General features: G+C 39.2%; 6 protein-coding genes. All 6 read left to right on the plus strand.

Translation table 11 applies throughout. The features are described 5' to 3' along the window. The first annotated feature begins 204 nt into the window (after nucleotides 1–204). From ABLA33_RS09810 to nqrF, 6 genes are read left to right on the plus strand one after another with little or no spacing between them, the layout of a single operon-like run. Nucleotides 205–1554, plus strand: coding sequence for a Na(+)-translocating NADH-quinone reductase subunit A (locus ABLA33_RS09810; RefSeq protein ID WP_347720161.1), 1350 nt, complete (start codon nucleotides 205–207; stop codon nucleotides 1552–1554). Between the two features lie 5 nt (nucleotides 1555–1559). Further along, complete coding sequence (locus ABLA33_RS09815; protein ID WP_347720162.1) at nucleotides 1560–2726, plus strand: NADH:ubiquinone reductase (Na(+)-transporting) subunit B; 1167 nt, start codon at nucleotides 1560–1562, stop codon at nucleotides 2724–2726. 12 nt (nucleotides 2727–2738) lie between these two features. After that, nucleotides 2739–3440: an NADH:ubiquinone reductase (Na(+)-transporting) subunit C gene (gene nqrC / locus ABLA33_RS09820; protein WP_347720163.1), complete on the plus strand. Its 702-nt coding sequence runs from the start codon at nucleotides 2739–2741 to the stop codon at nucleotides 3438–3440. 11 nt (nucleotides 3441–3451) lie between these two features. Beyond that, on the plus strand, nucleotides 3452–4081 hold the full coding sequence (locus ABLA33_RS09825) for an NADH:ubiquinone reductase (Na(+)-transporting) subunit D (protein WP_311490887.1): 630 nt from the start codon (nucleotides 3452–3454) through the stop codon (nucleotides 4079–4081). A 10-nt stretch (nucleotides 4082–4091) separates the two neighbouring features. Then, entirely contained in the window at nucleotides 4092–4715 is a 624-nt protein-coding gene (gene nqrE / locus ABLA33_RS09830) for an NADH:ubiquinone reductase (Na(+)-transporting) subunit E (protein ID WP_311490886.1), read from the plus strand. Nucleotides 4716–4735: 20 nt separating this feature from the next. Beyond that, complete coding sequence (nqrF, locus tag ABLA33_RS09835) at nucleotides 4736–6010, plus strand: NADH:ubiquinone reductase (Na(+)-transporting) subunit F (RefSeq protein ID WP_347720164.1); 1275 nt, start codon at nucleotides 4736–4738, stop codon at nucleotides 6008–6010. Nucleotides 6011–6768 lie beyond the last annotated feature (758 nt).

The raw sequence follows: 6768 nt of genomic DNA on the forward strand, positions 1-6768 counted from the left end.
CAATAAGGATGTCAGCTGATAGCCTTATTGCGTCAGCTCACAGGCTTATTGTGGTCTAAGGCAAAACCTTACCCCTAGACATATTATAGAATAGATAATCACTATATTCATTTTCATATTTAGAAAAGACAAGCCGTTAAAAGTGTTTGCCTCTTAAAAAATTTAATCCTATCTTTGCAAACTAAAATAAGATAATATACCTTTATGGAAAATTTATATAAACTCAAGAAAGGTCTTGACCTAAAGCTTGAGGGAGTAGCTCCGAAGGCACTTCGTGAAATCTCTTCTGTAACTGAGTATGCTGTTGCTCCACAAGACTTTTATGGAATGACGCCACGCTTAGTGGTTAAAGAAGGAGATCACATTGTCGCTGGAGAACCGCTATTTACCGACAAGCAAACGGGGAAGATTCAAATTGTTTCGCCTGTAAGCGGAATTGTAAAAGAAATTGAGCGTGGTGATCGCCGAAAAATTCGACTCATTCGAATCACTCCTGATGTGCATCAAGACGCAAAAGAATGGCCTATTTTAGGAATTGAAAAAATTACCAGAGAAGACATTTTAGAACGACTTCTTCAATCTGGGTTATTTGCTTTTTTCAAGCAACGCCCCTACGACGTCATTGCATCTCCTACAGATTTACCTAAAGGCATCTTTGTATCAACTTTTAATAAGATGCCTTTAGCAGCTGATTTTTGTTATGTTGTAAGCGGGCAAGAAGAAGAATTCAAATTGGGGATTAGTGTACTTAGTAAATTGGCAAAAGTCTATGTTAGTATTAGTCCAGAACAAGTCAATACAAGCTTTATCCCCCTCCATAGTGCAGAAGTAAATATTTTTCAAGGACCAAACCCCGCAGGCAATGTCGGAGTCCAGATCAATCATATTTCGCCCATCAACAAGGGAGAAGTTGCATGGACTATTGGAGCTGAGGAAGTAATCTTTATTGGTAGATTATTTAAGACGGGTAGGATTGATTTGACTCGAAACATAGCTATTGCAGGAAGCGAAGTGTGTAACCCCACCTACATTAAGACAAAGATAGGTGCTGCGATTAAAGATATCATAGGCAATAATTTAAAAAGTCAAGAACATACGCGCATAATCAATGGCAATCCTCTTGTTGGTACATGCACCAATTTAGGAGGTTTTTTGGGTGCCCATACTACAGAAATCTGTGCTATTCCTGAAGGAGATGACGTACATGAGGTTTTTGGATGGATTGCACCACGTCTAAATGATTTTTCGACAAGTAGAAGTTACTGTAGTTGGCTATTCCGTAAGAAAAGTTATGCTCCAGATTGTCGCATAAAAGGAGGTCAACGTCACATGATAATGAGTGCAGAATACGAACGCGTATTCCCCATGGATATCTATCCAAGCTATCTAATCAAGGCCATAATCACTGGCAATATAGATCGCCAGGAAGAACTGGGAATTTATGAAGTTGCACCAGAAGACTTTGCTGTAGCAGAATTTATAGACTCCTCAAAACTTGAGTTACAACGTATTGTACGCGAAGGTCTTGACCTTCTCAGAAAAGAAAATGCATAGAAATAATGTTACAAGATTTTTTTAATAAGGTAAGACCTCATTTCGAAGAAAATGGAAAACTTCACGCTTTTCATTCTGTATTCGAAGGTTTTGAGACATTTGTTCTCGTGCCAAATACCACATCAAAGACGGGGGTAAGCATTCACGACGCTATTGATTCAAAGAGGATCATGTCTTTCGTGGTTATTGCACTTCTACCTGCCTTGTTCTTTGGAATGTATAATATTGGTTACCAAAATGCCTTAGCAGCAGGAAAACTAGGCGAAGCCTCTGTTTGGTCCATGTTCCTTTATGGCTTTGCTATAATGCTCCCCAAAATTATTGTAAGTTATGCAGTAGGTTTGGGCATTGAGTTTGCTGTAGCTCAATGGAAAAAAGAAGAAATTAATGAAGGGTTCTTGGTTACAGGATTGCTAATTCCACTTATTCTTCCTGTTGGTACGCCATTATGGATGATGACTGTAGCCATTGCTTTTTCCGTTATTTTTGCAAAGGAAATTTTTGGAGGTACAGGCATGAATATCTTCAATCCTGCACTTATTGCTCGAGCCTTTCTATTCTTTGCATACCCTAGTAAAATGACAGGGGATCAAGTTTGGCTTTCCACCGAAAATTTTTGTGGATTAGGCTATGCTTTACCCGATGGTTCAACTATGGCTACACCACTAGGAGAGGCAGCTGCTAATTCCGTATCAAACACAAGCTTTATAGATATGGTAATTGGATTAATCCCAGGCTCTATTGGAGAGACTAGTGTTATTGCAATTGCCATAGGTGGCATAATTCTTCTGTGGACTCAAATAGCCTCGTGGAAAACTATGTTAAGTGTCTTTGCCGGCGGAGCCATTGTGGCCTTTTTGTTTAATGTAGCAGGAATAGAGAACAATACTGTAGCAAATATTCCTTGGTACGAACATCTCGCTTTGGGCGGATTCTGCTTCGGTGCAGTATTCATGGCAACAGATCCTGTAACTTCTGCACGTACCGAAACAGGCAAGTATTATTATGGCTTCCTAATTGGTGCATTAGCTATTACCATCCGTGTTCTGAATCCTGGCTATCCAGAAGGCATGATGCTTGCAATCCTATTCATGAATATGTTTGCTCCGCTTATCGATTATATTGTTGTTCAGCGTAATATCACAAAGCGCGCAAATCGCTTGAAGAAATAAAAGAAGATCGCTATGAAACTAAATACTAATAGTAACGCTTATACCATCACGTATGCAACTGTAGTTGTCGTGATTGTGGCATTTCTCCTTGCTTTTGCTTACGCAGGCTTGAAAGAACGCTCCGATTCAAACGAACGTATCGACAAAAAACAGCAGATTTTGGCAGCTTTGAACATCCGTAATGTTGACAAAGTTCAGACTGAGGATAGATACAAAGAAGTTGTTATGGCCGATGAAATTGTAAATGCCAGAGGACAGATCTTAAAGCAGGGGGCTCAAAAAGACCAAGATGGCTTTAAAGTAGATCGCAAGAGCATGTCTTCTGAATGCCTACCTGTTTATGTCTGCAGAGTCGGAAACGAGACAAAGTACGTCATTCCCATGGTAGGTAAAGGCCTATGGGGCTCTATTTGGGGATTCGTAGCACTAAATGCCGATGGACAAACAATTTATGGTGCATACTTCTCACACGAGAGCGAAACAGCAGGACTCGGATCTCTCATCAAGGAAGAACCCTTCCAAAAAGAATTCCAGGGAAAGAAAGCTTACCTCAACGGAACACCTGCACTCAAGGTAGTAAAGTCAGGCACAGTTAAAGATGCCAATACAGAATGTGATGGTATCACTGGGGCTACTCTTACCTCCAAAGGTGTAAATGACATGATTCATGAATATCTCAAAAACTATCAGGCATATCTTGCCTCTCTAAAATAAATAATTGGAGTATGAGTTTCTTATCAGAAAAAAATAAGCAAGCCTTTGTAACTCCTCTAAACTTGAACAATCCTATTTTAGTTCAGGTTTTAGGTATATGCTCTGCTTTGGCTGTAACAACACAGCTTGAACCAGCCATTGTAATGGGACTTTCCGTTACTATTATAACGGCATTTAGTAACTTTATTATTTCATTGATTCGTAAAACAATCCCAACACGCATTCGTATTATCATCCAGCTTGTCGTAGTTGCAGCGCTTGTAACAATTGTCAGCATGATACTCAAAGCTTTTGCTTACGATGTTAGCGTACAACTGAGCGTATATGTTGGTCTGATTATTACAAATTGTATTCTTATGGGGCGACTTGAAGCATTTGCTATGACTAATGGCCCCATTGCTAGCTTTCTTGACGGTATTGGTAGCGGATTAGGCTATGCATGGATTCTTGTTGTAGTGGGAGGTATACGCGAATTTTTCGGTAATGGTAGCCTTATGGGCTTTAAAATTATACCACAAAGTTTCTACGATGCAGGATATGTAAATAATGGAATGATGACAATGCCAGCCATGGCTCTGATTCTTTTAGGCTGTGTCATTTGGGTGCATCGATTAATCGTTAAAGATGTTGACAATAATTAAATAAGCAGTTATGGAACACACATTAAGTTTATTCGTTCGCTCGATTTTTGTCGACAATATGATTTTTGCTTCTTTTTTGGGTATGTGTTCATACCTTGCAGTGAGCAAAAATGTGAAAACCTCCTTCGGTTTAGGAGTTGCGGTAACGTTTGTCCTCTTAGTAACCGTCCCTATCGACTATTTACTTCAGACAAAAGTTCTCTCTGAAGATGGCATCTTTGGAATGGACCTCTCCTATCTCTCATTCATTCTTTTCATTGCAGTCATTGCAGGTATTACCCAACTTGTCGAAATGATTGTTGAAAGATTCTCTCCGAGCCTTTATGCTGCATTAGGAATTTTTCTTCCGCTGATTGCTGTAAACTGTGCAATCATGGGAGCTAGTCTTTTCATGCAACAACGCATAAATATGGATTCAAATAGCTCACAATTTATTGGTAATGTTTGGGATGCTATAATTTATGCCTTCTCCTCTGGTATCGGATGGCTTTTAGCAATTGTTGCACTTGCAGCCATTCGTGAAAAGATGGCTTACACGGACGTTCCTAAGCCACTACAAGGCCTCGGTATAACCTTCATTACCGTAGGTTTGATGGCCATGGCTTTTATGTGCTTCTCTGGACTCAATATCTAAATAAGTAAGAAGACAAAATAATGGATATACAATTTATCATAAATAGTATCGGTGTTTTCTTAGGAATCATCATCGTATTGGTTGTCATATTGCTAATTGCCAAGCGCTATTTGCTTCCCAGTGGCAATGTTACTATCACAGTAAACGACAAGGATAAAATCTCAGTTCCTCAAGGATCTAGCTTACTCTCCACTCTCGGTGATGCAGGCGTACACCTCTCTTCAGCATGTGGTGGTAAAGGTAGCTGTGGCCAGTGCAAATGTCAGGTTGTCAATGGAGGAGGAGAAATCATTGATGTAGAAAAAGCACATTTTTCTCGTAAGCAAATTAAAGAAAATTATCGCCTAGCTTGCCAAGTAAAAGTAAAGGGAGACATGGATGTAAAAGTCCCCGACTCGGTTCTTGGAGTTAAGGAATATGAGTGTACAGTAGTTAGCAATAAAAACGTTGCAAGTTTCATAAAAGAATTTATTGTAGCTCTCCCCGAAGGTGAACATATGGACTTTATTCCAGGTTCTTATGCTCAAATCAACATCCCCAAGTATAAAATGGACTACAATGTTGACATTGACAAAGAAAGCATTGGTGAACAATATATCGGTACTTGGGAACGATTTGGTATTTTCAATTTGAAGTGCGAAAACAAGCAAGAAACCGTTCGTGCTTACTCCATGGCCAACTATCCTGCAGAGGGTGACCGCTTTATGCTGACAGTGCGTATTGCAACTCCTCCCTTTAAACCTAAAGATCAAGGTGGCGGTATGATGGACGTTATGCCAGGTATTGCCTCTTCTTACATATTCTCCCTAAAACCAGGAGATAAAGTTATTATGAGTGGTCCTTATGGTGATTTCCATCCACGCTTCGAGACAAAGAACGAAATGATTTGGGTTGGCGGTGGCGCAGGTATGGCTCCACTTCGCGCACAGATTATGCACATGACTAAGACGCTCCACACTACGGACCGCAAGATGTCATTTTTCTATGGCGCTCGCTCGCTTAGCGAAGTGTTCTACTTACAGGACTTTCTCGAGTTGCAGAAAGAATTCCCCAACTTCAAGTTCTTCCTTGCACTCGATCGCCCCGACCCTGCTGCGGATGAAGCAGGTGTAGAATACACTGCAGGTTTTGTGCACCAAGTGATGTGGGAAAAATATCTCAAGAACCATGAAGCCCCTGAAGATATAGAATATTACATGTGTGGTCCTGGCCCCATGTCAAATGCCGTTATAAAACTACTTGACAGTCTAGGCGTTGAGCCAGAAAATATTATGTACGACAACTTTGGCGGATAAGCTGAAAGTATACACAATAGATAAATAATAGGCAGTGAATCTTTTTGACTTACTGCCTATTTTGTTTCTTGCCAAAAATAAAACAAATATGCTTCTTTGAAAGCTAATATAAGTAGCTGCAAAACATTAACGTATTTATTCTTCCCCAGAATTTATATAAACAGAATACATAATCTACAAATCTACAGCTACACGAATCGATAAACTTCTAATTTTCCAATAAGCATAAATAACGCAATCCTGAACTATACTCTATACCAAATCAACTTAAAAAAGATTAAAGAAACGACCATAACAACCTCCTCTAAACTCAGCATTAGGAGATGTCGAGCAATATATATTTTAGAAAACAGAACTCTCAACCTTTTTCAGTACAGAGCAGACTGTAGAAGAATGTTACACTCTCTACAGAAAATTGGAATTTCTCGCTGAGAAACTCAAAAAAAATAATAAGGCACTTTTCAAATACAATAAGAGTATCAGTTGACATCTTTATCGTGTCAACTGACAGAATAAGGAAAATAAAGATTCGTTACTATCTTCGTAAAGTTAACGAGAGTTCGACGAATTATAAGTGTCTATAAATTTGGTGATTAGCGAAATTTGTTGTAATTTTAAGGTATTGAAATACAAATAATTACAAATAAAAATCGCTATGATCACCGAGGACAAAACTACAGAAATATTTTGTATGGCAGACGAATTCTGCAAGTTTTTTGATGGTATGACGGAAAAATATACGCTAAAACCTACTGGAA

The sequence above is a fragment of the uncultured Alloprevotella sp. genome, assembly GCF_963536905.1.
Classification (GTDB): Bacteria; Bacteroidota; Bacteroidia; order Bacteroidales; family Bacteroidaceae; genus Alloprevotella.

What these genes read in the sequence shown, in the direction of transcription:
- ABLA33_RS09810 (WP_347720161.1), top strand. Translation starts at nt 205, where the DNA reads ATGGAAAATTTATATAAACTCAAGAAAGGTCTTGACCTAAAGCTTGAG.
- ABLA33_RS09815 (WP_347720162.1), top strand. Translation starts at nt 1,560, where the DNA reads ATGTTACAAGATTTTTTTAATAAGGTAAGACCTCATTTCGAAGAAAAT.
- nqrC (WP_347720163.1), top strand. Translation starts at nt 2,739, where the DNA reads ATGAAACTAAATACTAATAGTAACGCTTATACCATCACGTATGCAACT.
- ABLA33_RS09825 (WP_311490887.1), top strand. Translation starts at nt 3,452, where the DNA reads ATGAGTTTCTTATCAGAAAAAAATAAGCAAGCCTTTGTAACTCCTCTA.
- nqrE (WP_311490886.1), top strand. Translation starts at nt 4,092, where the DNA reads ATGGAACACACATTAAGTTTATTCGTTCGCTCGATTTTTGTCGACAAT.
- nqrF (WP_347720164.1), top strand. Translation starts at nt 4,736, where the DNA reads ATGGATATACAATTTATCATAAATAGTATCGGTGTTTTCTTAGGAATC.